General features: G+C 49.1%; 28 protein-coding genes and 2 pseudogenes. 1 reads left to right on the forward strand and 29 read right to left on the reverse strand.

What is annotated here, in order from left to right; genetic code table 11:
• Positions 1 to 10: 10 nt before the first annotated feature.
• From argR to trpS, 29 genes and pseudogenes are all read right to left on the reverse strand, one after another.
• Complete coding sequence (gene argR, locus DW817_RS03485; protein WP_009015272.1) at positions 11 to 463, reverse strand: arginine repressor; 453 nt, start codon at positions 461 to 463, stop codon at positions 11 to 13.
• Between the two features lie 11 nt (positions 464 to 474).
• Positions 475 to 1,350, reverse strand: coding sequence for an NAD(+)/NADH kinase (locus DW817_RS03490; protein WP_009015273.1), 876 nt, complete (start codon positions 1,348 to 1,350; stop codon positions 475 to 477).
• Between the two features lie 14 nt (positions 1,351 to 1,364).
• On the reverse strand, positions 1,365 to 2,165 hold the full coding sequence (locus DW817_RS03495; protein ID WP_009015274.1) for a TlyA family RNA methyltransferase: 801 nt from the start codon (positions 2,163 to 2,165) through the stop codon (positions 1,365 to 1,367).
• Positions 2,162 to 4,063: a 1-deoxy-D-xylulose-5-phosphate synthase gene (gene dxs, locus DW817_RS03500; RefSeq protein WP_120111088.1), complete on the reverse strand. Its 1,902-nt coding sequence runs from the start codon at positions 4,061 to 4,063 to the stop codon at positions 2,162 to 2,164. The genes DW817_RS03495 and dxs overlap by 4 nt, the downstream gene beginning before the upstream one ends.
• 40 nt (positions 4,064 to 4,103) lie before the next feature.
• Positions 4,104 to 4,982: a polyprenyl synthetase family protein gene (locus tag DW817_RS03505; RefSeq protein WP_120111092.1), complete on the reverse strand. Its 879-nt coding sequence runs from the start codon at positions 4,980 to 4,982 to the stop codon at positions 4,104 to 4,106.
• Positions 4,979 to 5,215: an exodeoxyribonuclease VII small subunit gene (gene xseB, locus DW817_RS03510; protein ID WP_009015277.1), complete on the reverse strand. Its 237-nt coding sequence runs from the start codon at positions 5,213 to 5,215 to the stop codon at positions 4,979 to 4,981. Before xseB ends, DW817_RS03505 begins: the two co-directional genes overlap by 4 nt.
• Before the next feature lies 1 nt (position 5,216).
• Entirely contained in the window at positions 5,217 to 6,560 is a 1,344-nt protein-coding gene (gene xseA, locus DW817_RS03515) for an exodeoxyribonuclease VII large subunit (protein ID WP_120111095.1), read from the reverse strand.
• A complete protein-coding gene (locus tag DW817_RS03520) occupies positions 6,547 to 7,515 on the reverse strand; it encodes an O-sialoglycoprotein endopeptidase (RefSeq protein ID WP_009015279.1) in 969 nt (322 codons plus the stop codon). Before DW817_RS03520 ends, xseA begins: the two co-directional genes overlap by 14 nt.
• Positions 7,502 to 7,924 carry a transcription antitermination factor NusB gene (gene nusB, locus DW817_RS03525; protein ID WP_009015280.1) on the reverse strand — a complete coding sequence of 141 codons (423 nt, stop codon included), beginning with the start codon at positions 7,922 to 7,924 and terminating at the stop codon, positions 7,502 to 7,504. Before nusB ends, DW817_RS03520 begins: the two co-directional genes overlap by 14 nt.
• A gap of 57 nt (positions 7,925 to 7,981) precedes the next feature.
• Entirely contained in the window at positions 7,982 to 8,206 is a 225-nt protein-coding gene (locus tag DW817_RS03530) for a DUF2273 domain-containing protein (RefSeq protein ID WP_014128445.1), read from the reverse strand.
• Positions 8,207 to 8,218: 12 nt separating this feature from the next.
• Positions 8,219 to 8,737 (reverse strand): alkaline shock response membrane anchor protein AmaP, encoded by a 519-nt coding sequence (gene amaP, locus DW817_RS03535; protein WP_009015282.1) that lies wholly within the window; start codon positions 8,735 to 8,737, stop codon positions 8,219 to 8,221.
• Entirely contained in the window at positions 8,734 to 9,309 is a 576-nt protein-coding gene (locus tag DW817_RS03540) for an Asp23/Gls24 family envelope stress response protein (RefSeq protein WP_014128444.1), read from the reverse strand. The genes amaP and DW817_RS03540 overlap by 4 nt, the downstream gene beginning before the upstream one ends.
• Positions 9,310 to 9,520: 211 nt before the next feature.
• Positions 9,521 to 10,741: a sodium/glutamate symporter gene (locus tag DW817_RS03545; RefSeq protein ID WP_009015284.1), complete on the reverse strand. Its 1,221-nt coding sequence runs from the start codon at positions 10,739 to 10,741 to the stop codon at positions 9,521 to 9,523.
• Between the two features lie 344 nt (positions 10,742 to 11,085).
• A pseudogene (locus DW817_RS11020) lies at positions 11,086 to 11,412 on the reverse strand (cupin domain-containing protein); the annotation flags it as partial.
• A 126-nt stretch (positions 11,413 to 11,538) separates the two neighbouring features.
• Positions 11,539 to 11,973 (reverse strand): annotated as a pseudogene (locus DW817_RS11025) (cupin domain-containing protein); the annotation flags it as partial.
• Positions 11,974 to 12,662: 689 nt separating this feature from the next.
• A complete protein-coding gene (locus DW817_RS03555; protein ID WP_120111103.1) occupies positions 12,663 to 13,925 on the reverse strand; it encodes a cell wall metabolism sensor histidine kinase WalK in 1,263 nt (420 codons plus the stop codon).
• Positions 13,918 to 14,598: a response regulator transcription factor gene (locus DW817_RS03560; protein ID WP_009016086.1), complete on the reverse strand. Its 681-nt coding sequence runs from the start codon at positions 14,596 to 14,598 to the stop codon at positions 13,918 to 13,920. Before DW817_RS03560 ends, DW817_RS03555 begins: the two co-directional genes overlap by 8 nt.
• A gap of 3 nt (positions 14,599 to 14,601) precedes the next feature.
• Positions 14,602 to 15,237, reverse strand: coding sequence for a GTP pyrophosphokinase family protein (locus DW817_RS03565; protein WP_009016087.1), 636 nt, complete (start codon positions 15,235 to 15,237; stop codon positions 14,602 to 14,604).
• Positions 15,238 to 15,388: 151 nt separating this feature from the next.
• The gene (locus DW817_RS03570; RefSeq protein ID WP_016459533.1) at positions 15,389 to 15,589 is read right to left on the reverse strand and encodes a DUF2905 domain-containing protein; all 201 of its coding nucleotides are present in this window, start codon (positions 15,587 to 15,589) and stop codon (positions 15,389 to 15,391) included.
• Between the two features lie 19 nt (positions 15,590 to 15,608).
• Positions 15,609 to 15,938, reverse strand: coding sequence for a hypothetical protein (locus DW817_RS03575; protein ID WP_009016088.1), 330 nt, complete (start codon positions 15,936 to 15,938; stop codon positions 15,609 to 15,611).
• 129 nt (positions 15,939 to 16,067) lie between these two features.
• Complete coding sequence (locus tag DW817_RS03580) at positions 16,068 to 17,579, reverse strand: IMP dehydrogenase (RefSeq protein WP_009016089.1); 1,512 nt, start codon at positions 17,577 to 17,579, stop codon at positions 16,068 to 16,070.
• 141 nt (positions 17,580 to 17,720) lie between these two features.
• Positions 17,721 to 18,995, reverse strand: a complete 1,275-nt coding sequence (gene purD, locus DW817_RS03585; RefSeq protein WP_120111107.1) for a phosphoribosylamine--glycine ligase — start codon at positions 18,993 to 18,995, stop codon at positions 17,721 to 17,723.
• A gap of 15 nt (positions 18,996 to 19,010) precedes the next feature.
• Positions 19,011 to 19,601 (reverse strand): IMP cyclohydrolase, encoded by a 591-nt coding sequence (locus DW817_RS03590; RefSeq protein WP_014128428.1) that lies wholly within the window; start codon positions 19,599 to 19,601, stop codon positions 19,011 to 19,013.
• Between the two features lie 10 nt (positions 19,602 to 19,611).
• Positions 19,612 to 20,226: a phosphoribosylglycinamide formyltransferase gene (gene purN, locus DW817_RS03595; protein ID WP_009016092.1), complete on the reverse strand. Its 615-nt coding sequence runs from the start codon at positions 20,224 to 20,226 to the stop codon at positions 19,612 to 19,614.
• Positions 20,219 to 21,274 carry a phosphoribosylformylglycinamidine cyclo-ligase gene (purM, locus tag DW817_RS03600; RefSeq protein WP_120111111.1) on the reverse strand — a complete coding sequence of 352 codons (1,056 nt, stop codon included), beginning with the start codon at positions 21,272 to 21,274 and terminating at the stop codon, positions 20,219 to 20,221. The genes purN and purM overlap by 8 nt, the downstream gene beginning before the upstream one ends.
• Before the next feature lie 13 nt (positions 21,275 to 21,287).
• On the reverse strand, positions 21,288 to 22,730 hold the full coding sequence (gene purF / locus DW817_RS03605) for an amidophosphoribosyltransferase (RefSeq protein ID WP_009016094.1): 1,443 nt from the start codon (positions 22,728 to 22,730) through the stop codon (positions 21,288 to 21,290).
• Positions 22,731 to 22,754: 24 nt separating this feature from the next.
• Positions 22,755 to 23,249 (reverse strand): 5-(carboxyamino)imidazole ribonucleotide mutase, encoded by a 495-nt coding sequence (gene purE, locus DW817_RS03610; RefSeq protein WP_120111115.1) that lies wholly within the window; start codon positions 23,247 to 23,249, stop codon positions 22,755 to 22,757.
• A 279-nt stretch (positions 23,250 to 23,528) separates the two neighbouring features.
• Positions 23,529 to 24,875: an MATE family efflux transporter gene (locus DW817_RS03615; RefSeq protein WP_009016096.1), complete on the reverse strand. Its 1,347-nt coding sequence runs from the start codon at positions 24,873 to 24,875 to the stop codon at positions 23,529 to 23,531.
• Between the two features lie 99 nt (positions 24,876 to 24,974).
• Positions 24,975 to 26,036: a tryptophan--tRNA ligase gene (gene trpS / locus DW817_RS03620; RefSeq protein ID WP_009016097.1), complete on the reverse strand. Its 1,062-nt coding sequence runs from the start codon at positions 26,034 to 26,036 to the stop codon at positions 24,975 to 24,977.
• Positions 26,037 to 26,329: 293 nt separating this feature from the next.
• On the opposite strand from trpS, the gene DW817_RS03625 reads away from it, so the two are divergent.
• Positions 26,330 to 26,707, forward strand: coding sequence for an endonuclease domain-containing protein (locus tag DW817_RS03625; protein WP_009016098.1), 378 nt, complete (start codon positions 26,330 to 26,332; stop codon positions 26,705 to 26,707).
• Positions 26,708 to 26,739 lie beyond the last annotated feature (32 nt).

Here is a 26,739-nt window from a genome sequence, read left to right on the forward strand (position 1 = left end):
CTGAGCCTCCTTAGCTCTTTTTCTGCATGATGCGGGTTTTGACAGTTTCCACATGGTCCCGCGAATCAATAATGAGCATGACCGTATCATCACCGCCCACGGTACCAAGGACCTCGCTCCAATTGAGATGGTCGATGGCATAGGCAACTGCCTGTGCCGTACCGGGAAGGGTATGGACCACAATAATGACTTCCGAAGAAACAACGGTCAGGATATAACTGCGAAGCATATCTTCCAAACGGTCTGTCGTAATGATTTGGTTATGTTCCGAAGGAAAACTATACTTATACCGTCCATCTTCATCGGGAACCTTAATCAAGACCATATCCTTGATATCCCTGGACACAGTGGCCTGCGTCACATTGAATCCCGCTTTTTTCAAGGCTTCTGCTAGATCGCTCTGGGTCTCGATGACTTGGGTCTTGATAATCTGTTTGATTGCTTCCTGTCTGGATAATTTCATGATTTCACTTCCTATACAATGGTCTGTCCTTCGTTGCGAAGGAGCCGATCCTGCCAAGTTTCGTAATAGCGCAGAGGACTTAAGCGGGCAAACTTCGCATCAAAGGGGCAGCGCTCAACAATCACTTTCTGGGTCTTTTCAAGGCTTGCAATCGTCATTCCATCGGCAGATACAAGGATTTCCTCAAAAGGTGGATAAGGTTCGATTTCAATCGTATCCTTCATGGGAATGACGAGCGGACGCGCATGAAGGGCATGAGGACAAATGGGGGTAATGAGCATGACGGATAGACTGGGATGGACGACAGGTCCTCCTGCAGAAAGGGAATACGCCGTCGACCCTGTCGCCGAAGCAATGATGATACCATCAGAAGGAAAATTCGCTGAAGGCTGACCGGCAATGCGCATACGAAGCCGGGTCAGTCGGGAACGATCGGCACTTTCAAGGACCATATCATTAAGGGCATGACCTTTTTTGATAATCTTGCCAGCTTCCCAAATGGAAAGCTGGAGCATGCTGCGTTTTTCGATGGTGTACGCCCCATCAGCCAATTTTTTGAGCACCTTTTCCAGATCAGGGAAACAGGCTTCCGTCAGGAATCCAACCTTACCCATATTGACCCCAATGAGCGGCACTTGCAGGGGTGTCACATAACGGGCGGCCCGTAAAATGGTTCCATCCCCGCCCAGTGTCATAGCAAAATCAAGGCGGCTGAGACTTGCCGGATCTTCTTGGTCGTACCCTGGCACGCCGAACTCCTCTGCAATTTCCAAAGGAAAAGCAACCTTGATTTTGGCATGTTCTGCCGCCTTGACTACAGCCGGCAGGGCATTTCGAACGTTTTCCTTATTGAGGTTCGGGAAAATGCCAACCATCCATTCTCTCACGTCAATCCCCCCTCTTATAGAAGAAAAAGATGGGATTCAGTCACCACTTTTTGGGGATCTGAATCAGAGACAGCATCGCTGCCCTCTTTTCCTAGATATAATAGATATTCAATATTGCCTTCCGGTCCCTTGATGGGAGAATAGGAAAGGCCTTTGGGAACAAAACCGATTTCCCGGGCAAAACCGAGTACCTTTTGAATCACTTCCAAATGAACTTTTTGATCCCTCACAACGCCTTTCTTCCCCACATGTTCTCGACCAGCTTCAAACTGAGGTTTGATGAGGGCAATGAGAAACGCGTCGTTTTTCATGATCTTATAGGCTGCCGGAAGCACCTTATCTAAAGAGATGAAGGCCACGTCAATACTGACGGCATCGACTTGTTCTCCCAAGGAATCCGCTTCCAGGAAGCGGACATTGGTGCGCTCCATATTGACAACGCGCGAATCGTTTCTAAGTTTCCAGGCCAGCTGTCCATAACCGACATCGATAGCAAAGACCTTTTTGGCCCCGTGCTGCAATGCACAGTCCGTAAAGCCCCCTGTTGAGGCTCCCAGATCGGCCATGGTTTTTCCTTCCAAGGAAATAGGAAAGACTTCAAGAGCCTTGTTGAGCTTATATCCCCCACGGCTGACAAAAGGCAACTTCTTTCCTAAAAGGGTAATTTTGGCATCCGGCTTGACCATGGTTCCCGGTTTGTCGATTTTTTGATCATCGACAAGGACTTCCCCAGCCATAATAACCGCTTGGGCTTTACTTCTTGATTCAAATAAGCCCTGTTCCACAAGGAAAAGATCGAGCCGTTCTTTTTTCATTGTTCAAGAGCCTCCCTTTCGATTTCTTGATAGGCGGTTAAGATTCGTTCCACAAGGTTGTCCTCATCTAGCCGGACATCCCGCAGAAGAAACTCTCGTTTCCCATGGGAAACAAATTCGTCAGGAATCCCGAGAGTAAGGACGCGGCAATCCCCTAAGCGATTTTCTTGATTCAGATAGGAAATGATGCCTTCACCATAACCGCCGCAGAGCGCATTTTCTTCGAGCGTCACAATAAGCTTGACCTTTCTGGAGGCTTCCAGGAGCGCCTCTTGATCCAACGGTTTGATAAAGCGTCCATTGACGACCCCCACAGAAAGCCCCTTGGCACGCAGGCGTTTGGCTGTCAGCTTCGCAGCTTCGACCATGGTTCCCACAGCCCAGAGATCGATCTGGGACCCTTCCTGAAGGCGTTCACTCCGGCCAATGGGGAGCGTATGAAGGGATTCAGTCACGGGCACGCCGACACCGCTGCCGCGGGGATAACGAATAGCACAGGGACCTTTATACTCAGTCGCGGTATAGAGCATATGGCGGAGCTCATTTTCATCTTTCGGTGCCATGATAACAAAATGAGGCATGAGCCTGAGATAGGAGCAGTCAAAATTCCCATGGTGCGTGGCCCCATCATCCCCTACAATACCGGCGCGATCCAGACAGAGCGTAAAAGGAAGCTCCTGGATGGCAACATCATGAAGAAGCTGATCAAAAGCACGCTGCGCAAAAGTCGAATATATGGCAACCACGGGATGGTATCCATTTGCCGCAAGGCCTGCCCCCATCGTAACAGCATGCTGTTCAGCGATGCCTACATCAAAGTAGCGGTCAGGATGAACTCTTTGAAAAGCGTCAAGTCCCGTCCCTTCCGGCATGGCCGCCGTGATTGCGACAAGGTTGCGGTTTTTATCGGCCAGCTGGATGAGCGTCTTGCTAAAAACACTGGTATAAGTTGGCGGGGAGTCTTTTTTCGTGATTTTTTCCCCTGTTGCCACAACAAAAGGTCCTGTACCATGGAATTTATTTGGGCTTTTTTCGGCAGGGGCATAGCCCTTTCCCTTTTTTGTAAGGACATGGATGAGCACTGGTTCAGTCAGATTCTTGGCTTTTTGCAAAGTCTCTACAAGAGAAGGGATATCATGTCCGTCCACAGGTCCCAAATATTTAAAACCCAGGTCCTCAAAAAACATCCCTGGCACAAAGAAGTACTTCAGGGAATCCTTGAGTCGACCAACGGTCTTGGCTACGTGGGTGCCAATGGAAGGAATGGCTTTAAGCACGCCTTCTACATCGGCCTTGACTCGGGAGTAGGCCGGGTCTGTGCGCAGTTCCGTCAAGTAGGAGGACAAGGCTCCCACGTTGCGGGAAATGGACATTTCATTGTCATTTAATATGACAATGAGTTTTTTCTTGAGGTCCCCCGCATGATTAAGCCCTTCCATGGCTTCCCCGCCCGTTAGGGCCCCATCCCCGATGACAGCAATGACATTGTAATCATCACCAGATAGATCACGGGCACAGGCCATGCCAAGGGCTGCTGAAATGGAGGTGCTGGCATGCCCCGTTCCAAACGCATCACAAGGATTTTCGCTGCGTTTTGGAAAACCACAGAGGCCGCCATAGGTGCGCAGGGAAGGGAAATCCCGGAGACGCCCCGTCAGGATCTTGTGTATATAGGACTGATGGCCTACATCCCAGACAATTTTGTCACGGGGAACAGAAAAGACACGGTGCAGGGCAATGGTCAGTTCAACAACACCCAGGTTAGGCGCCAGATGTCCACCGTTTTTTGAAACAACGTCAATAATGAGGCTGCGGATTTCAGCACATAGCTGAGGAAGCATGGAAGGATCGATTTTTTTTAAATCTTCCGGCGAATGGATTTCTGAAATGAGTGACATGAAACGCCTCCTTTCGCAGGCACGAAAGTTCTATAAGGATCTATTTCTTGCGATTGTACAGATGCCGTGCAATCGCAAGGAGCGGTTCCGCCCTTTCGCCAAAAGGTTCCAGGGTAAGTTCTGCTTTCTTTAGGGTATCAAGGGCCATGGCTTTGGCTCCTTCCAAGGTAAAAAGACTGACGTAAGTGGATTTGTGCATCTTTTCATCCATTCCAGCCATTTTCCCCATGATTTTGCTGTCCCCTTCCACGTCGAGGATATCATCCGTAATTTGGAAGGCAAGTCCGAAAAAGGTGGCAAATTTCGTAAGGGCATTGACTTCATCCTTGCTGCCGCCGCCCAAAAGGGCCCCGCTGCGGATAGCCGCAATAAAGAGCGCTCCCGTTTTGGCTTCATGGAGCTGTTTCATCTCAGCAGGCTCGAGGTGCTTTTCCTCAGCATTAATATCAAGAGCCTGCCCGCCGACCATGCCTTCCGGACCAGCACAGCGTGCGATGAGGTGGATGATTTCCACCATAAGGGCCGGATCGACACCCTTTTGCTCTGTCATAACCTCAAAAGCCTGGGTCAAAAGACCATCACCAGCAAGAACAGCCATGGCCTGACCAAAAACCTTGTGGTTTGTAAGGCGCCCCCGCCGGTAATCATCATTGTCCATTTCCGGGAGGTCGTCATGAATCAGGGAATAGGTGTGAATCATTTCAAGGGCGGACGCAAGGGGCAGAAAATCAGTGCCTTTTCCACCGACAGCATCGGCAGCCGCCATGAGAAGAATCGGACGGAGCCGCTTTCCGCCGGCAAGGGCACTGTAAGCCATGGCTTCATCGACGCGGCTGATGGCGCCCACGCCAATCCGGGTTTTAAGGAACCCATCAACAAGTTCGGACCGTTCCTTTAGATAGGTTGAAAGATCCATCATGCATCCTCCTCTGGGAAGAGTTCCAGTTTTACGTCTCCTGAAGTCGTTTCCGTCACTTTCTGCACTTCCTGTTCGACTTTCTTGAGTGCTGCCCCGCATTGAGCAGAAAGGGTCATGCCTTCCTTGTAGAGCTTCACCGTATCTTCAAGGGGAAGATTGCCGCTTTCGAGCGCTTCTACAATCTCCTCCAGCCGTTTCATATTGTCTTCAAACGTTGCCTTTTTGGCAGCCATATCAGGATTCCTCCTTTTTACTCACAATACTCCTCAGGACCCCATCCTTGAAATAGGTCTTAATGGTGTCCCCTTCCTTAAGGGTTCCCATAGAGGACAGGATCTTGCCCCCTGGCCCTTCCGTCATAGTATAGCCTCGTTCTAAAACTTTTTGTGGATCAAGGAGCTGGAACTTAACGCTCACTTCCTTGAGGCGCTGCTGCGTTTCAGACAGGGTATAACGGAAGTAAAGGTCAAGATCCTTCGTAAGACGGGTCAAATGGTCTTGATGTCTTGCAACAAAAACCTCGGGATGACGGAAGAACCAGTGGTCCCGCAGTTTCATAAGGCGCATGGTCTCCCGTTCCAAGCGGCGGCTGAAACTTGTGGAAAGGGACTGCCCCAACTGATCAAGCCGCTGGGACTGTCCTTCTGTAAGCCGCTCGGGATAGCGAAAGACTGGTCGCTGCAAAACGCCGTCAAGGCACTGGCGTTCCATCGCCAAGCGGTCCGCAACTGCCTTTTTGAGACGCAGGTTCAATTTTTCGTAGGACGCAATGTCCTTACTGCGGTCAGGCACGGCAAATTCAGCCGCCTGGGACGGCGTTGCAGCCCTTTTATCGGCCGCAAAATCAGAGAGAGTAAAATCGATTTCATGACCAACGGCAGAAATGATGGGAATCCTTGAAGCCGCAATGGCCCGGACCACCTTTTCATCATTAAAGGCCCAGAGGTCTTCCATGGACCCACCGCCGCGGCCGACAATCAGGACGTCACAAAGATTGTGCCGATTCATGAAATGGATGCCTGCTGCAATTTCGGGCGGTGCTTCCTTGCCCTGGACCTTGACAGGATAGAGTCGGATCTTAACCGAAGAATCACGCCGACCGGCAACTTTGATGATATCGCGGATGGCCGCACCATCGGCACTTGTCACAACGCCGACGATGCGTGGTGAAACCGGGATGGGTTGCTTCCTGGTTTCGTCGAAAAGGCCTTCTGCAGACAGCTTCTGCTTCAGGGCTTCATAAGCCGCCATAAGGTCTCCTGTCCCTACAGGCATAAGCATATCAACATAAAATTGATAGACCCCATCCCGCTCATAGACATCAATACGGCCGATACCCACAACCTGGTCCCCATCGCGGGGAAGCTTCTTAAGGCGTTGAGCGGCCCCTTTGAACATAACGCACTTGATGAGCCCTTTACTATCCTTGAGATTAAAATAGCAGTGACCCGACGCATACCGCCTGAAATTGGAAACTTCGCCTTGGATCTGGAGATTGGCGAAGGTAGGATTCTTATGTATCAGTTCCTTTAAGGAGAGATTAACTTCAGAAACAGTAAACACCTTACCGAAGATCATGGGCGTTCCCTCTTTCCTTGAGGACTCCAAGCCATGCATTGCCGATTGCACCATCAGTGCTGCAGATAGGGTCAGCCGTAAGAAGAGCAATGCCCTTTCCCGACAGATGAGTCCTCAGTTCTTTTCGAATATAGAGATTGGCGCTGACGCCGCCAACAAAAAGCACTTCCGTAAGTTTGTGCACTGCACAAAGATGACTGATTGTATGATAAAGACCTTTGGCAATGGCATGAAGCGTACCCAAGGCAATTTCGCTACCCTTTTCCCCTTTTTCAATCGCTCGCAGGGCAGCTGTGGCAGGACCCGAAAGGCTCATGCATCCTTCTTCGAACCAGACTTTGAGAGGATAAGGACGGACTGCTTCCTGTGCCAATTTTTCCAGTTGGGGACCACATGGGAAAGGAAGGCCCAAAGCGACTCCCACGCGATCAATCATTTGTCCGGCATGAAGATCGATGCTGGTCCCGCAAGGCGTAAGGATGATCTCACCGTTTGCGCTCCTTTCAGCAAGGAGAAGGTCCGTCGTTCCTCCGGAAACATGAACCAAAAGACAGCGCGCCGGCGGCCGGCGGCGAAGTCCCCAGAGACCAGCAAACATATGGTTATGTTGATGAGTAGCCGCAATAAGAGGCACGTCCATGAAGTGACTTAAACTGCGTGCCATGCCCCAGCCCACCAAAAAGGCAGGCATATAGGATTCCTTGAGTGGTCTTGGCCGCTCGGAAGCGACAATGGCAGAAAGCCGTCCCTGTGTGAGATCGATGCGTTCCAAAAGATCTGGCAGGGCCCGCATATGCTGAAAAACCATTTCTGATTGGGACAGCCCACGGCGGCCCTCTTTTACACGAAGAAGGCGCCGCTCATCAAAAAGCAGCGCACCCGTTCCATCCATAAGGGCTGCACTTGTCGTATAGCAGCTCGTATCAATGCCAAGGACAAGGTCAGTCTTTTCCATGATTTCTCACTAGTGTCCCCAAGAGGCCATTGATGAAATGGGGAGAGTCATCTCCGCCATAGATTTTGGCAATCTCCACCGCCTCACTGATGGCAATGGCAGGAGCAATCTTTTGAGGACTGAAATACATTTCAAAAGCAGCCATGCGGAGCAAATTTCGGTCAACTCCGGCCATGCGCTTGACTTTCCATTCATCTGAAAGGGTATCAAGGACACTGTCAATGGCCTCAAGATGCTCGCGAGTCCCCGTAACCAAGGCTGCCGCATAGTTTTCATCATCTTTGGGAAGTGCTGGCGTATCCTCATCTTCAAGCAGGGCTTTCACGGTATCAAGGGGAGATACATCCGTCGTGAAATCAAGGGAAAACAAGCTCTTCATTGCAAGTGTACGTGCTTCTCTTCTACTCATAATATCCTCATTTCCATCTAGTTAGATTTCCGCGTCAAAGGGCGCGGTACCATTCAATCATCTACGGTAAGGCGGCAGCAAATTATCAAGAAGATCGACAAAGTCCTCTCCTTCGTCCATCCGGTTGCCGATATAAAAGCCAAGACCTATGCAGATCAACAGGAATACGGCCCTAAAGAACCCTAGCAAAATGAAGAGGATTCCCACAAATAGACCTACCCCAGCACCAATGACACGCCACCGGCTGGTTTCCATGATATTTCTAAAGATTTCTTGCCACATGGTTCAGGCCCCCTACTCTTTTGCCTTGATGTGTTTGAAATAAAGTTCCACATCGCTGACTTCCACACCGATGACGGTCAAGATATTTTTCTTCACCGTGCGGCGAACTTCTTCCGTCGTATCCGGAATATTGATGCCCGGTTCAATGGAAGCGTTGATGCGGACTTCAATCTGCTGGCCATTCATCTTGACCTTGGCCTTGGCACCATGGACACCATAAACGTCATTTGTGAAACTGGCAATATAATCTTCCATGGCGCGCTGACTCACGTGGATCTGGCCTTCGTGCTCCGTATCAATAGTCAAACTGCTGCTGGATCCACGACTCCAGCCCGCAACAAGAAGACGGAGGCTCATCATAAAGAGGACAGCCCCGCCCACCGTGTATTCCCAACGGCCTGGAATCCGGCTGGCAAAGGCAACAAACTCATCAAGCGGCACCAGATTCAAACTGACAATCATAATGAGGACAGCGGCTACGCCTAAGCTGCAGGTATAAAGCGTCAAAATGATGCGGTCAATGATACTCATGCGTTTACTCCCGAAGCCTCTTGGCTTACTGTTTCTTCATTTTGTTCCTTGGCAGAGGAATCCGCACCCTTACCCTCAGGGTCCTTCATTTCCTGCTTCAAGGAGGCTTCTTCCCTTGCTGCTTCCTTATAGCGTTCTTCCAGGGTATCTATATCACCTTTTCCTGAGAGGCCTTCCATTTTGTCCTTTCTGACGCCTTCCACATGGATATCCACGGCCGTCACTTCATAGCCTGCCATATTTTCCACTGCGTCCTTGACTTTTTCCTGAAGTTTGATGGCCACATCGGGAATATTATAACCATAAGTGATGATGACATGGACCTCAACACGGACCGTTCGGCCTTCTGTAAACACCTTGATGCCTTTGGAAAAGTTCTGTTTTCCCAGCATTTCATTGATTCCGCCGCGGATCCCGCCACTCATGCCGTACACACCGGGTACTTCGGAAGCCGCAAGTCCTGCGACAATGGACAGGACCTCATCATCGACATGGATGGAACCCATGTCATCCGTCTCAGGGGAAACTTTTGTTCCATCCTGCAGCATTTCAAGTTCCTTGTTATCGCTCATCAATTTCACCTCAGATGAAAGAATATACGTGAAACCATGTTGGTATCAAATAATTATAACACAGGCGGCTTATCTTTCCAATGACCTAGAGGGGGATTTTACGCCATGAAAAAGTGTTCGCTGCTTTCTCCTTTCAAGCTGAAATCAGCCCTTTTGCCCATAAAAAAAAGCACGGACCACCTGGAGCTGATCCGTACTTTTTATGTTAAATTTAGCGAATCCCGGCACAGAAGTTGATGAACCAGGTAATGATGATGGCATTCGTAATGTTGCTAAGGAACCCACCAATAACTGGTACAACAAAGAAGGCCAGTTTGGAATATCTGTACTTGTCGCAGACAGTCTTCATGGTCGTCATGGATACAGGCACAGCCCCTGTACCAAATCCCGTATGGCCAACAGCGATGATAGCGGCATCGTAGTTCTTACCGCAAGCATAGAAGTCGACAACATAGCAGTAGATAAGGATCATGACCACCTGGGCAAGGAGCATGACAACCATCGGGCCAGCAAGACCAGCAAGTTGCCACAGCTTCATGGAGATGATGGACAAGGAAACGAATAGTCCCAGGGAGAATTCACCGACCGTATCGATGCCTTCATACAAAGATTCCGGTGTATCTTTCTTGCTGTCCAGATACAGACGAACAAGGATACCAGCCAGCATGGTGCAGACATGGATTGGGAAGCTGATCTTCAGGGATTTCAAGATTGCCATGAAGACAGCGCCTAAGCCCAAGCAGAAACACATCAGGAACATGGCTTTTACGATATCACCCTTGAACATCGGGGTCCCAACTTCTTTCCCCGTTTCCTGTGCTTTTTCAGCCTGTCCGTCAAGAGCAGGATCTTCCAGATGATGACGTCTAATGATCCAACGGCCAAAAGGACCGCCAATCATGCAGCCTGCAATCAAACCGAAAGTTGCGGAAGCAATTGCAACTTCCATTGCAGCAGAAGCACCTTGAGCAACGGCCAGAGGGGCAAATGCGGCTGCGTTGCCATGACCGCCCGTCATCGGCGTGGAACCCGTCATCAGGGCAATCAAGGGATCAACACCCATGGCGACACCAATCCCCACGGAAAGGACATTCTGCAAAATGGCAAGGACGGCAGCAGAAATCGTAAAGATGATGACAAGTTTCCCACCCTTTTTCAAAAGGGAAAGACTGGCTGCGGCGCCGCTTGCAGCAAAGAAAATACAGTAAAAGAGGCTGTTTGCGACTTTGTAGTCGAAACTCAGCTCTGCCACCCCGGTTTCATAAAGCACCAGGGAAATCAGGGAAATAATTGTGCCGCCGACGACAGCACCCGGCAGGCAGTACTTTCTTAAGAATGGAAATTTTTGACGGCACCAGTTACCGAGCCAAATGGCAATGACGGCAAGGGCCAACGATTGGAACATGTCAAGCTTAATTGCTAGACCACCCATGAATAAAACCCCCTCAAATTATTGTGGAAACGGATTCCAGCATTCCATCTCCTTTCCTACAGAACCTATTATAACAATTAGACTTTTTGAGTACAAGCAAAATTCAGAGTATTTTATATATAATCAGATAATCATACATTTATTAAATTCATCATTGAGAAAATAATTTACACTGTATAGGCAACTAGGAATTTTTGAAAAAGGGGTATATTGTCACAACGGATGATTGAAGGCCGGTAAATACCTTTGAACCAGCAAACTGTCTTTTTTCCCCCCCCCAAAAAAAAATCAGAAAAACGCCCATGGCTGCCATGGGCGTTTCCTCACACGTAATCTGAGCTTTCTTATTTCGTCTGTCCCTTAACGGGCGTATTCTTAGCAATGAGATCAATAAAAATGAGGTCTTCATCTTTATCGTTTCTGAGGGCGTGGCTTTCACCGGGACCAGCAATTGTGACGGAACGAGGACCGACAACCGTTTCCTTTCCCGCTCCATCCGTGAATACGCCTTCACCAGATAGGATAATGTAGGTATCATCATTATCCACATGTTTGTGCATGCCAATGGAAGCGCCCTTTTTCAGCGTCATCCGGCCAATCTCCTTGATGGCCTGATCCTGTGTCGCAGCTTCCCGACGGAAAGCAAAACGACCGAACAAAATGCCCGTTCCTTTACCCGCGCCCGCTTTTTCTACATTCTTCTCAAACTGTGCGGAAACAGGGAAGTATTGGGTGGTTCCCTCTTTAGCCATCTTAGAAAGATCGGCACTGTCATTTTTAGCAATGATATCAAGGAAAACCAAATCCTCCTTGCCAAGGTTGGCTAGCCCATGAGTCTGACCAGGACGGGCAATGGTCATATCGCCGGCACCGACCACCCAGGCATGGCCATTGCCATCCGTAAAAATGCCTTTGCCTGAAATGATGAGATATGCGTCTTCATTATCCTTGTGCGTGTGACTGCCAATATAGGATCCAGGTTTCAGCGTCATCCAGCCGATTTCCTTGATGGCGTCCGTTTTCAGGGCCTGTTCCCTGCGGAATGCAAAATCACCATGGAGCACGCCTTGTCCGCCGCCAGCTCCATTGACGTCCTTCACAAAAAGGTTGTCTTCCACATAGCACTGGCCATGTTTTTCCGGTACCAGCTGGGACGGTGCTGGTTTTGCATAAACCGTACCAGCCGTCATGAGCGCTGCAACGAGACAAAAAGCCATCCAGTTTCGTTTCATAGTCACTCCTCCTATCTTCTAGAAACGCTTTACTAAAACCATTGTAGTCCTCTATTTTTCAGAATTCAAGAAACTTTCTCATTTTATGACAAGAAGTAGGAAAAATTGAAGAAGGGTGCCGCTTTTTTACTGAAGCCCTTGTTCTTTTAGGATAGTTGGGAATAAAATGCAGGCAATACCCCGATCTACTGGCAGCACCAATGTAATAGAGGTGCCCTCGATGCAGCACGAATGCTGAATGATCGTCCTTGAGGCGAATGTTTTTCTCGAAATCAAAACGATGTGACGGAACCGCTTCTAACCCGTGCCCCTCTAAAAAAAAGATGATCCATATCTCCAGAAATGGGCCCTCAGGCAGGATGACTTCTCTCACCTCTTGAATGGTCAGTTTTGCCGTGAAACCTGGGACGTCAACAGCCGTTATATTTGCATGGCCTTTAGGGCGGTTCCATCACTGCATGGCTGGACGAAGGAGGCACATATGAGGATTGCCTACTCCCAATGATGGGATAAAACCCGAGATCCTCAAGGATCGTAGGCATCGATATTCCCGAAACGGATAAGAAGCAGGCATGGCGTTATCAAGAGGACTTCACGAACCGAAAAGATGATGCCTATACTTAGTTGACGTCCTGCAAAAAAGGCCCAATGAAACCGTTTGACACGGCCGCATCGGGTCTTTCGTTACTTTATTGATCAAAGGTTAGCGCATAGGTAATGATATGATCCTTATAGGATACAGAAATCTGTCCATCCAGGAGGGCGACCATCTCCTTTGCCATGGATAAGCCAATCCCGTAGCCAGGAATGGTGCTGTCATGGGAACTGTCACCGCGATAAAACCGCTCAAAATAATGAGAATAGTCCTCTCCTTCCCCTTTGGCATAAGCATTGGAAATAGCAATGACAAAACCTTGTTTGCCCCTTCGGGTCAGCGACGCTGCAATGGTTCCTTTGGCGTCACAGTATTTGACCGCATTATCCATGAGGATATTGATCAGCTCCACAAGGGAACGCTGGTCCGTCATAACAGGAAGGGTATCCGGTGCGGTTAGGGATAGGGTCTTATCATCCGCTTTGACAAGAGGCCTGAACTGCTCCACCGTATCCTTGAAAAGAGGCGTCAAATCCAGCTCCTCTTTCTGCAGGTCTTCCTTACGTTTTTCGCCCATCTTCGAAAGGGTGATGAGGCTCGAGATGAGGCGGGAAAGGCGCTTGACCTGCGTCAGGATATTGGCCGTCCACTCACTCTTTCCCTGAATGAGTTCCAAGGCTTCCGTATTGGCAGAAATGATGGCAATCGGGGTCTTGAGTTCATGGCCAGCATTGGTAATGAAACGCTTCTGGTTTTCCATATTATCGACGAAGGGCCGGATGATAAGGTTGCAAAGCCCGGTCAGGACAAGGACATAAACCAGAATGCAGCCAATACCAAAGCGCAGGGAATACCGGACAAAGCTTTCCACAGCTGCCACGTCCTTTGTAGAATCCATAATGACAATACGGTATTGATGATTGTCAAGGGGCGTCACCATATAGCTGTAACTTGCCCGGTTCTTGCGAAAGATTCCCCGATCCCTCTGTGATTCGATGACGCTCCGGACAACTTGGACCGCCTCACTTTCACTAAAGGAAGCAATACGGGAAAGGTTGACATCTTCTACATTGCCGAGGCGGTCGAGAACAATACTAAAATAACGGATCTGATAGATCGATTCCGGGGAATCATTGTACCAGTCCGGATCCTCAATCCAGGAAGAGGGCCGTTCTCCTTCCCGCCGCGGCAGCTGCCCTCCATTTTCGGAGATACTTGTGAGGAGCGAAAAAACGGAGTGCTGCATACGCATATAGGAAATGGTATTGATGAGCCCCAACGCGCCAACCACAATGATGATAACGGCAAGAGTGCCTACGAGAATAAATTTGCGCCGCAGACGCTGGATTTCAGCCATTTGCGGCCTCCTGGGAAACAAGGCGGAAACTGCCATTTTCCTCACCTTCTATGGTGCAATGGCTGCCGATGGCCCGAAGTTTCTCCCGTAGATAAGAAATATATATCCAGACCACGCCAGGACCTTTTTCTTCCTCATCCTGCCAGACATGGGAAAGGAGCAGCTCCGTTGAAAGAGTTTTTCCTTCATTGAGCATGAGTAGTTTCATCAGGGCTGTTTCCTTAGCCGATAAGCGAACACTGCTGGTACATGAAAGTTCCCCTTCACCGACCTTAAGGGTGAGCGTACCCGTTGTGAGATCTTCCCTGTCCTTCTGACGGCGCCGCGTCATGGAACGGATGCGGGCAAGCAGTTCCCCCATGGCAAAGGGTTTCGTCAAGTAATCATCAGCGCCAGCATCTAGTCCCATGATACGGTCATCGACTTCTGATTTTGCCGTAAGAAAGATTGCCGGCGTTTCATTGCCGCTTTGCCGGATTTCGGAAAGAGCCGTTACGCCATCTTTAATGGGCATCATAATATCAAAGATGAGACAGTCATAGGGCTTTTGCGCAGCCGCTTCGACAGCTTCCGCCCCATTTTGCACAGTATCCACCGTATAGCCTGAATGGGTAAGGACAGCAGAAATGGCCATGCTCATGGCTTTTTCATCTTCAGCAAGCAAGATATTCATCCCTTAAGACTCCTTTTTATGATTTTTGCGGATGAGGTGGGAAATGGTCTGCATGGAAAGATCACAGGCCGCAAGCTCATCAGCACAGCGTTTCAATTCTTCGATGATAAGGGCAGGATCTTCAATATCCTGTTTGTATTTCACTTCATGTTCCAAACTTGCCCAGGAATCCATGGCAATGGTCCGCAGCTGCAGCTCCGCAAAAAAACGGCCTGGATTCTTTCCATCGATGTCTTCAAAAGGGGCCGTCACTTCAATAATGATGTGGTAACTGCGGTATCCATTCGGTTTTACGTGACTGATATAGTCTTTTTCCTTGATGATCCGGCAGAAAGGAAAGCTGCGGATGGCCTCAAGGTTGGTATAGATATCATCGATAAAACGACAGACAATCCGAATACCAATGGCATCATTTAGTTCCCGCAGAGCGGAGCGAGCCGATACGGGAAGCCCCTTTCTCACACACTTTTCGTTCATGCTGTCAATGCTTTTGACACGGTAAATCAAATGCTCATAGGCTGGCTCCCCTGTTCTTTCCTTGCAGACACGGCTATAGTCTTCAATTTTTCCAACAAGATAGGTCATGACGCGCTGCAGGGTCGGCTGCCAATCGGCATAGGATGGATTTTGTTGTGTCATAGTGGCATGGACCTCCTTTTACGGTTCTTTCTTTATTGTATCATAGCAGGTAGTCCCAAAAAGGAAATAATCTGAAACAAAATGAGCACAGTGAAGAAAAGGGATAAGGGAAACCTGTTCCCTTACCCCCTTTCCCCCGATTGATCCCCTGTCAATGAAAAAGACACAGGATCACGTTGAGCACAATACTAACAACAATACAGCTGACAACAGGAAAATAGAAACTGCCATGCTTTCCCGTAATCGAAATGTCCCCCGGCAAATGCCCCAATGGGAGGAAATGGGGGCCAAACTCCACAAAAAGACCTATCACGACAAATAGGATGCCAATGGTAATCAGCAATCGACCCATGGATGCGCCCTCCCCCTTTTTAATTTACGCCCGGAAAGGCAGATACATACTGAATGGTAATATCAGGGAAACTATTGACGAATTGGACCGTAAAGTCCTCACCATATTCAACAAACTGCCACTCTCCAATTTCATCCGGGAAATAGTCAACCACTTTCACTTTAAGGTCAGGGAAAGCATTGACGACCTTGACCTTGATATCGGCATTATATTCAACAATGCGTACCTTCCCACTGAGACGAATCTTTCCAAAATACCCATCCCTGGATACACCAGAAGTCCATCCGGTAAGCGGCAGGGCAAAGACGAACAGTAACAGGCAAAAAGCAGACAGTATGCGTTTTTTCATCGGCCTTCCCTCCTTTCTCTTATTATAACAGAAATATGCCCTAAAAAAAGAGGATAAGGGAGAGTTATTCTACCCATAAAAAAAACTGTGAAGAAAGACGACACGCATTCTTCACAGCCAGTTGTACACTTATTTAGGATAATTATTGGACGTACTGTCCTTAAGAACGACGTCATGGGCTCCACCTTCGACAAGGCTGGTTGCAGAAACAAGGGTCAATTTTGCTTTTTTCTGCAGCTCAGGAATCGTAAGCGCCCCACAGTTGCACATGGTAGAGGAAATCTTGGCAAGAGTGACACCGACGTTTTCTTTTAGCGGCCCTGCATAAGGAACATAAGAGTCTACGCCTTCAACAAAGGAGAGTTTCTTATCTCCGCCCAGGTCATACCGCTGCCAATTGCGGGCACGGGCAGAACCCTCACCCCAATATTCCTTCATATACGTGCCGTTGATATTGACACGCTTGGTAGGGGATTCATCAAAGCGGGCAAAATAGCGTCCCAGCATAATGAAATCAGCCCCCATGGCAAGGGCGAGGGTCATGTGATAGTCATAGACAATCCCGCCGTCCGAGCAGATTGGCACATAGATTCCTGTTTCTTCAAAGTATTCATCACGGGCTTTGGCTACTTCGATGACAGCCGTTGCCTGACCGCGGCCAATCCCCTTTTGTTCACGGGTAATGCAGATGGAGCCGCCGCCAATACCAATCTTGATGAAATCGGCACCCGCTTCAGCCAGGAAGCGGAACCCTTCCTTATCAACAACGTTGCCGGCACCAACCTTCACCTTGTCGCCATACTTGTCACGGATCCACTTGAGGGTCCGTGCCTGCCATTCACTGAATCCTTCGGAAGAATCGATGCAAAGGACATCAGCACCAGCTTCGACAAGGGCTGGAACACGCTGTTCATAATCCCGGGTGTTGATCCCGGCACCAACCATATGGCGCTTCTGACCATCAAGAAGCTCCAACGGATACTGTTTGTGAGTCTGGTAATCTTTCCGGAAGACCATATAAAGCAGATTTCCGTCTTTATCAATAATGGGAAGGGTGTTGAGTTTGTTATCCCAAATGACATCATTGGCTTCTTTAAGCGTTATGTCCGCATCGCCAACCACCATTTCAGAAACTGGCGTCATAAAGTCCTTGACAAGATCCGTCATATGCATGCGGCTGACACGATAGTCACGACTTGTTACGATACCTTCGAGGTGACCATGGCCGGAACCATCGCTTGTAACTGCGACGGTAGAGTGTCCCGTTTTTTCCTTTAAGGCAAGAACATCGGCCAGGGTGCTGTCCGGGCGAAGATTGGAGTCACTTACGACAAATCCCGCTTTATAGCTTTTTACGCGAGCAACCATCGCGGCTTCGCTTTCCACAGATTGAGATCCATAGATGAAGGACAGGCCCCCTTCACGGGAAAGGGCCACCGCCATCCCATCATCGGATACGGACTGCATAATAGCGGAAACAAGGGGAATGTTCAGGCTAAGGGCCGGCTTTTCACCCTTTTTAAACTTTACCAGAGGGGTCTTGAGACTTACGTTCGCAGGAATACATTCGCTGGAAGAGTACCCAGGGACCAACAGATATTCACTAAAAGTATGCGCAGGTTCATCATAAATGAATGCCATTCTCATTCCTCCTTGAAGATATTTTCCCTATTCTATCACTACACTGTCACAAATGCAACAGTTATTTTACAAATTCCCTGTTTCCCGTCTTAAAAGGCGAGATATGGGAAGGAACGGCCCGAAGGCCGTTCCTATGATCAATCAGCGGTTCAGCGCTCTCCAGGCAATATCTTTACGATATTGGGCCCCTTCGAAATGAATGCGTTCTACAGCACCGTAAGCGCGTTCCTTTGCTTTTGCGATTGTTTCATCGACAGCCGTCACTCCGAGAACCCGGCCGCCATTTGTGACAATCTGCCCGTCCACTTCCTTGGTTCCTGCATGGAAGACCACGACATCTTCGAGCTTGGACGCTTCCTCAAGACCCGTAATGGCAATGCCCTTGGGATAGGAACCAGGATAACCGCCGCTTGCCATGACAACACAGACAGCAGCACCAGATTTCCATTTCACCATATCAGGACGAAGGGTTCCTGTTGCGCAGGCATACATCACTTCTGCGAGGTCCCCGTCGAATAAAGGCAGGACGGCCTGGGTTTCCGGATCGCCAAAGCGGCAGTTGAATTCAACGACCTTGATGGAATCCCCACTGATCATGAGACCTGCATACAGACAGCCAGAATAAGGCCGTCCTTCCTTTTCCAAAGCATCAATGACAGGACGAATAATCGTATCCTGAGTCTTTTGCTTAAGGGCCTCTGTCATCACGGGTGCTGGGGCATAAGCGCCCATGCCACCCGTATTGGGCCCCTTATCCCCATCAAAGACCCTCTTATGGTCTTGGGCTGGAATCATAGGAACAATGGTCTTGCCATCGGTAAAGCACAAAAGGGAACATTCCTCCCCTTCCATAAATTCCTCGATGACAACGCGGCTCCCGGCACTTCCAAAACGATGCTCTTGCCCCATCATTTCTTCCAGCGCTTCCAGCGCTTCTTTTTCCGTCATCGCGACAACGACACCTTTACCGGCAGCAAGTCCATCGGCCTTGATGACAATCGGGGCCCCTTTTTCGCGAACGTAAGCCTTCGCTTCATCCAAGGAATCGCATACCTTGAAAAATGCCGTAGGCACGTGGTACTTTTCCATCAGTTCCTTGGAAAAGATCTTGGATCCTTCAATCTCTGCCGCCTTGGCCTTAGGCCCAAAGGCCTTGAGCCCATGAGCTTCAAAGACATCGACGAGACCCGCTACAAGGGGTGCTTCAGGCCCCACTACGGTCAGGTCTATGGCATGCGTTTCGGCCCACTGGGCCAGACCTTCAAGATTGGTCACATCCATGGGAACGCATTCTGCCAATCCCATCATCCCCGGGCCGCCAGGAATCGCATAGAGCTTCTTCACCTTAGGACTTTGGGCGAGTTTCCAAACAATTGTATGTTCGCGGCCGCCACCGCCGATGACGAGTATATTCATACCAATAGGCCTCCTTTATGACAGCAGTTTCTCGAAATAGGCGCTGATGGCCGTATCATAATGCGCCGTATGGGCAAAAGCCTCATGGGCCAGCATCCGGCGCGTCTTAAGGTCCACGTCACCTTTTTCGTCAAGCATCTTCATGAGACTGGCATAGCGATCCGGATTCGTGATGACCACCACATCGTGGAAATTCTTTGCCGAAGCCCGAACCATGCAGGGACCGCCAATGTCGATATTTTCGATGGCTTCCGCTTCTGTCACGTTCGGTTTAGCAATCGTCGCTTCAAAAGGATACAGGTTGCAGACCACCAAATCAATCGGTTTAATGCCGTTCTTTTTCATATCTTCCATGTGTTTGGGATTGCTGCGCACCGCAAGGATTCCGCCATGAATCTTTGGATTCAGCGTCTTGACGCGGCCGTCCATCATCTCCGGCGTGCCCGTCACATCACTGACATAGGTCACAGGAATACCGGCATCCTCGATGGCTTTCATGGTTCCGCCCGTAGAAATGATTTCGATGCCTTTATCATGAAGGAAGCGGGCTAATTCTACGATGCCACGCTTATCAGACACACTGAGGAGGGCTCTTTTGATTGCCATAGCGATCACCTTATTCCTTTCTGATCTTGACTCTCCGCCCTTTAACGCTCAGGCGGTCTTCACACCATAGTTTCACAGCTTCCGGAAGGATTGTATGTTCTTCTACTAGGATCCTCGCGGCAAGGGTATCGTGTGTATCCTCATCGTAGACGGGAACCGCCCTCTGGAGAATAATTGGACCGGAATCCATGCCGGCATCGACAAAATGAACGGTACAGCCAGCAATCTTGACTCCATACTGGAGGGCCTGCCCCTGTGCGTCAAGACCTTTGAAACTCGGCAGGAGGGCCGGATGGATATTGATGATGGCGTGGGGCCACTTGGTCACAAATTCACCGCTTAAGATGCGCATAAACCCAGCAAGGACAACAAGCTCGACCCCCGCATTCCGCAAGGCGGCATCAAGGGCCGCTTCATAGGAAGCCTTATCCTTAAACTCCTGACGGAGAATGGTCTTTCCCGTGATTCCCGCTTTGGCCGCCCGTTCAAGGGCAAAGGCTTCCGGACTGTCGCTGATAACAAGGCAAATCTCAATTGGAAGGGATTCTGCCGCAATCTTATCAATGATGGCCTGCAAGTTGCTTCCTCGACCGCTAACAAGGACACCGATCTTTCTTTTATTCACCAAAAACGCCGCCTTTCATGACCGTCTTCTTTGTTCCAGGTACAACATGACCAAGTTCATAGAAGGTTTCCCCATTTTCCTTCAAATGGGCACGGACGGCATCTGCTTCATCGGCCCCGACAACAAGGACCATGCCGACACCCATATTAAAGGTGCGGTACATTTCCTTCCAAGGCACGTTGCCCCATTCCTGGAGTTTCTTGAAGACCGCCGGCATTTCCCACGCATCGGCATGGACTTCGGCATCACAGTCAGCCGGAAGAATACGGGGAATGTTTTCATAGAATCCGCCGCCCGTGATATGCACCATGCCGTGGAGATCGAACTTCTTGATGAGCGGCAGGCACGTACGGGGATACAGACGGGTCGGTGTAAGAAGTTCTTCACCGAGAGTCTTGCCAAATTCAGGGATATACGTATCAACCTTCATGCCCATCACGTCAAAGCAAAGCTTACGAACAAGGGAATAACCATTTGAATGGATGCCCGAGGAAGGAAGGCCCAAGAGCACATCACCGGCCTTTACCTTATCACCAGTAATCATCTTGTCCCGTTCGACCACACCGACGGAAAAACCGGCAATGTCATATTCATCTTTGGCATAAAAGCCGGCCATTTCAGCGGTTTCACCGCCAATAAGGGCACAGCCCGATTCTTTGCAGGCGCCGGCCACACCGCGAACGATGTCAGCAATCTTTTGGGAATCCACCTTAGCCGTTGCAATGTAATCGAGAAAAAAGAGTGGTTCCGCTCCCTGGACAAGGATATCATTGACACACATGGCGACTGCATCCTGGCCGATGGTGTCATGACGGTCCATGAGGAAGGCAATCTTGAGCTTGGTACCCACGCCATCAGTGCCGGATACAAGAACAGGATCCTTGTAGGAACCCAGGGCAAAAAGACCTCCAAAACCACCTAGGTCACCAATGACCTCCGGACGATAGGTCGCGCGGACACTATCTTTCATCAGTTCAACGGCTTTGTTGCCGGCATCAATGTTTACCCCGGCATCAGCATAGGTAATGCTCTTTTTCTCATCACTCACGATTGGTACCTCCTTAGCAGCCCATTTCAAATTGATACTTGGAACCTTGTTTCATCTCTTCATCTGCCCCATCAGGATACTTGGCATTGAAGCAGGCATAGCACATATCATCCGGATCAAGGACGGACAGGGATGACCGTAAGCCTTCCATGGAAATATAATGCAAGCTATCAGCTTTAATGTATTCACAGATCTCTTTTTCCGTCTTGGTCGCAGCAATCAGTTCCTTGCGTTCTGACGTATCAATGCCATAATAGCAGGAATTCATGACCGGTGGAGAACTGATACAGACATGGACCTGCTTAGCCCCAGCATCACGCAGGAGCTGGACAATTTTGCCGCTTGTCGTCCCGCGGACAATCGAATCATCAACCATGACGACAGACTTGCCCGCCACCAAACTGCGGTTGGCATTGAGCTTCAGCCGAACTGCGTTGAGGCGCTGTTTCTGCGTCGGCTGGATAAAAGTCCTTCCAATATATTTATTCTTTGTCAATCCTTCGAGGAAAGGTATTCCCTTTTCAAGGCCATAGCCAATGGCGGCCGGCGTCCCTGAATCAGGAACGGAAATAACGATATCCGCCTTGATATCCTTAGTTTCACGGGCAAGGATACGTCCCATATTGACACGGGCCAAATAAATGCTTTCTCCATCCATGATGGAATCAGGACGGGCAAAATAGACAAACTCAAAGATGCAATGGGCGCGGTGTTCTGGTTGATGCTGGGCATACATGAGGCTTGTCGGCTCTTTATCAGCATCATCGATAACAATCATCTCGCCTGGTTTGATGTCACGGACATAATGAGCACCCACCAAATCAAGGGCACAGGTTTCACTGGCAACAACCCAGCCATGATCAAGACGTCCCAAACAAAGAGGCCGAAAACCATAAGGATCACGGAACGCAATCAGTTTATCATTACTCATGATGAGGATGGCAAAAGCACCCTTGATTGCATTGGCAGCCTCCGCTACGCGCTCTTCCAAGGTCTTTTTGCGGGAACGGGCAATCAGGGACAGAACGACCTCGCTATCAACCGTAGTCTGGAATACGTGTCCTTCCTTGGCAAGCTCCTGCCGCAGGCTAGCTGCATTTGTCAAGTTACCATTATGGGACAGGCAGAGATTTCCCCCATCATAGAACACTTTCAAAGGCTGGACATTGTAAGTCATACTGCTGCCCGTCGTGGAATAACGGACATGACCAATGCCAATATATCCGTCAAGACCCTCGAGTCCTGATTTGAACACATCGGAAACAAGGCCCATATTCTTTTTCACATGGACGTTCTGTCCGTCGCTGACAATAATTCCCGCACTTTCCTGACCGCGGTGCTGCAGTGCAAAAAGCCCCCAGTACGTATTAAGTGCTACATCGTCTTTGTGGGAATAGATACCGAATACACCGCATTCTTCATGCAGCTTATCCGCTTCGTAGAAAAGGTCCCGCATAGTTCCTCCTTAAATGACAATCAATTAGTTAGAAGCACGGGCAGCTGCCAGCTTCTCCCCTTTGGCTCTGACTTCTTCTTTCATCTTGTCACGATAAGTGGCAAGCTTCTGAACCAGTTCCGGATACTTAAGGGAAAGGATTTCTACAGCAAAAATAGCCGCGTTCTTGGCCCCGTCGATAGCCATGGCTGCCACAGGAATTCCGCTTGGCATCTGGACCGTACTCAAAAGGGCATCCATTCCATTAAGAGCCGTTGCATTAATTGGCACCCCAATGACCGGAAGCGTAGTATACGCAGCTACGACACCACCCAAGTGAGCCGCCGCTCCTGCAGCGGAGATAATGACATCAACACCGCGGTCCCGAGCCCCTTCGGCAAAGGCCTTGACGAGTTCCGGCGTACGATGGGCGCTAGCAACCGTGACCTCAAGGTCAATGCCAAATTCCTGAAAGACTTTTTCAGCGCTCTCCAGTTTAGGCCAATCAGAATTGCTTCCCATGATCATTGCAACTTTCATCTTAAGCACCTCCGAATAAAAAAGACCCAGAGCCTACCATGAATCGATTACCATGAAACTTCTCTAGGGTCAGTTGAACAAATGCATAAATGCTGATTACATTCTATCAATCTGCAGCCTTGCTGTCAATTCTAATTCGAACTTTTATTTCATATGTTACAAAATTGTTCATGCATAAGTGAGGCTTTCCTCGTCCCTAACAAGGGTGCTTCCTGCTCTGCCATAAGGCCACAAGAGATAGAAAAAGAGCTGCCCGCAGGCAGCTCATACATACACGAGTCAAGCAAAGCGTTTTTCCCATCCTGATTTTTGGTAATAGAGATAAAGCAGGAAACTGCACATCATCCACCCCAAGGGGTAGCCAAAGGCCATGAGATGCGGCTCGTTTTGGATATGGGAGACAATGAAAAGATAGATTTGTCTAAAAAAGACAAAGGAAAAGAGCATGATGACCATTGGCGCCCGGGCATCGCCAATGCCCCGCAGAACGCCAGCGTAGACCTGGTTCAGGCAGGCAAAGAGAGCGAACCAACAGTTCGTTCGGATGAAAAGGGTGCCATAATAAACAACGTCTGGATCTGTATTGAAAATCCGAACAATCTCCGGGGCAAAGCAGAGTGCCGGCAGAGCCAGGATCAGCGTCCCGATTTCCGCCATTTTCAAGGCGACCTTATGACCCTCCTTGATGCGGGAAAGATTCCGGGCCCCGGCGTTTTGACCAGTAAAGGTCGTAACAGCTAAGGCAATGGTCATCATAGGCATGAGGATAAAAGCATCAATTCGGAAATAGACACCCCACCCCGTGGTGCTCGCCGCCCCAAAAAAATTGATATAGGCCTGGACAAAAACATTGGAAAAACTGGTGAGAGCCTGTTGAAATCCTGCCGGCATACCGACATCGATGATCTGCTTGAAAACAAAGGCGTGAATCTTCATGTTCCTGAAACGGATCTGATAAACATCATGGGAGCGATAGAGAACAAATAGGATAAGGAACGCCGAAACATATTGGCTCATGACGGTTGCAAGCGCTGCGCCGGCCACACTCATCTTGAGGGAAACCACAAAATAAAGATCCAGTACGACATTAAGTAGACTCGTAAAGATAAGGAAATAGAGCGGCCTTTTAGAATCCCCGACGGCCCGTAAGACGGCAGAGCCCATGTTATAAAGCATGGTACTTGTGGATCCCGTCAAAAGGATCCGGAGATACACCGTCGCAAGAGGCGTAATGGAGGGCGCCGTCCGCATGAATCGAACCATATAGGGAGCTCCCACATAACCAATTGCATCAAAAATAAGGGAAAGGATAAAGGTCCCCAGCAAGGATGTATGGATGGCTTTTTTTAGCATGTCCGGGTCATGGGCGCCAAAGTATTGGGAAATGATGACACTGGCCCCCGTACTGATTCCCATAAAAAGGCCAATCAGCGTATTGACGGCAGGCATCATGCTGGTAACCGCGCCCAAGGCGTCGGCTCCCACAAAATTTCCCACAACAAGACTATCAACGGTGCTGTACAGCTGCTGAAAAAGATTACCCAGCAAAAGCGGCAGTGAAAAAAGGAAAAGGCTTTTCCAGATACTCCCCTTCGTCATATCCATAGTGGTTGAGGAATGGGCCATAGCTTCAGCTCCTTTGCATGAAGAAAAGGAAGCGCCGCCACGGGCCCTTCCCTTTCCAGATGATTCAGTTCAATGACAAGAAAAAATGTCTTCGCTTCCTTATTTCAGGAGACTGCGGTCCTCAAAATAATTGATCCGCATAGACCGGCGAACCTCAGCGAGGGTCTCTCCAGCCTTTTGGGAAGCTTGTTTGCTTCCTGCTTCAAGGATGTCATACACGTCGTCCGGGTGTTCTTCCCACGATCTGCGGCGGGTACGGATCGGTTCAAGGAAGGTCTCCATGACCTTATTGAGGAACTTCTTGATTTTCACATCCCCTAAGCCGCCTTGGCGGTAGTGATCCTTCAGTTCATCAAGGTTATTATATTCCGGCAGGAACTGCGCAAAATGTTCTGGTTTCGAAAACGCGTCAAGATAAGTAAAGACCGTATTGCCTTCCACGTGCCCCGGATCGGAAACCTGGAGGTGAGTGGGATCCGTGTACATGGACATGATTTTCTTTTTCACGGTTTCAGCATCGTCGGAAAGATAGATACAGTTGCCCAAGGATTTGCTCATCTTGGCTTTGCCATCAATCCCTGGCAGCCGATAACAAGCTTTATTAGGCGGCAGATAAATATCCGGTTCCGTCAAGGTTTCCCCGTAAACGGAATTGAACTTGCGCACAATTTCCCGACATTGTTCGAGCATAGGTTCCTGATCTTCCCCAACGGGAACATGGGTGGCATGGAAAGCCGTAATATCAGCAGCTTGGCTTACAGGGTAGCAGAAAAAGCCAAGGGGCACGCTGTTTTCAAAGTTCTTCTGCTGAATTTCCGCTTTAACGGTCGGGTTGCGCTGTACTCGTGAAACAGTAACAAGATCCATATAATAAGCAGTCAATTCATAAAGGGCCGGGACCATGGACTGGATAAAAATGGTGGCCTTTTCAGGGTCAATCCCTACAGCCAGATAATCGAGGGCAACTTGTAGTACATTTTGACGAACTTTTTCGGGATTTTCTGCATTATCCGTGAGTGCCTGGGAATCGGCAATCATAAAATAGATTTCATCGAAATCACCGGAATTCTGCAGTCTTACGCGATTTTGCAAGGACCCAACATAATGACCGACATGAAGATGACCCGTAGGACGATCCCCTGTTAAAATAATTTTTTTCATAAACCGATGCTCCTTCTTAGGATATTCCTTCGTTTTGACCGGTCATTCCCTAAAAAAGGAGACCGGAACGGTTCTTTCTTTGTATAACTATACTATGATTCTGTTTATTTTTCAAATAGCTGGCAAATCTTTTGAGATAATGACCAAAAGGATCATTTTGTCCCCGAAATCATCCCTTTTAACGTCAAAAACTTCCCTTTTATCCAATCCCCCTTTTATATCCGTTCTATTTAGGGCATAATAAAGGACATGAACCCATTACACGCCAATCCATAACGAAGGAGACACGACACATGATCTATTACCAACAACACGAAGATTGGGAAAACAGAGGCCTTGCTGCCACCATGAGACGGTCCATGAATGAAGCCGAATGTCATCTTTGGTTTGACTTCATGCGACCCTACCCTCTCCGGTTCGGCCGCAAGAAATGTATCTTTGGCTTCATTGCCGACTTTTACTGCGCCAAGGCAAAGCTGCTCATTGTCATAGACGGCAATCCCAACAATCCGACAACCCCCATAGATGATACAGCCGAAGGCAAGAAAAAGCTTTGGCGATATGGCTATGAGATCCTTCATCTGACCAGAGACGATATTATGCATCATTTTGAGGATGTTTGCCTAGAAATTGAAGAACGGATTGAAGAGGCAACGGGCGTTCTCTCCTAACAGCCCTGCTGATTTCAAATAAAGGCCTGCCC

It is taken from the genome of Acidaminococcus sp. AM33-14BH (genome assembly GCF_003603525.1).
Taxonomy (GTDB): domain Bacteria; phylum Bacillota; class Negativicutes; order Acidaminococcales; family Acidaminococcaceae; genus Acidaminococcus; species Acidaminococcus intestini.